The following is a 349-nucleotide window of genomic DNA, read 5'->3' on the forward strand; positions in this document are numbered from 1 at the left end:
CTGATCAACGACCGCCTGTCGTTCATGCGCTTCCTCGGCCTGGGGCTTTCAGATCGTGTTCCTGATGCCAAAACGGCCTGGCTGCTCCTTGAAGTAATCTTGATGCGTGGCAGCCGGGCGTAAGCCGCCCGCCTCAACTCTTCCCGAGCAGGGGGTGTAATTGCTTTCAGAGGCGAAATCACACGACCATGTGCATCACTCCGGACCTGTGACAACTCGCCCTTCCTGGCAAGAGCCGTCACCCGGTTCAGCGCGGTTTCCAGCACTGCACGCCGTTGAGAAAGGAACGTGTCAGCCGTAGCATTGATCGCCAGAGGCAACGGTCCTTGCGCGCGCATCGCTGCAAACG

2 pseudogenes are annotated in these 349 nt (G+C 59.6%); one reads left to right on the plus strand and one right to left on the minus strand.

Annotation, left to right across the window (positions count from 1 at the left end):
* Positions 1–111 (plus strand): annotated as a pseudogene (locus KP705_RS19900) (transposase); the annotation flags it as partial.
* On the opposite strand, the pseudogene KP705_RS21720 reads toward KP705_RS19900, so the two are convergent.
* Positions 93–349, minus strand: a pseudogene (locus KP705_RS21720) (hypothetical protein); the annotation flags it as partial. The pseudogenes KP705_RS19900 and KP705_RS21720 sit on opposite strands and share 19 nt — an antisense overlap.

Source organism: Gluconobacter sp. P1D12_c, assembly GCF_018812105.1.
Taxonomy (GTDB): domain Bacteria; phylum Pseudomonadota; class Alphaproteobacteria; order Acetobacterales; family Acetobacteraceae; genus Gluconobacter; species Gluconobacter oxydans_A.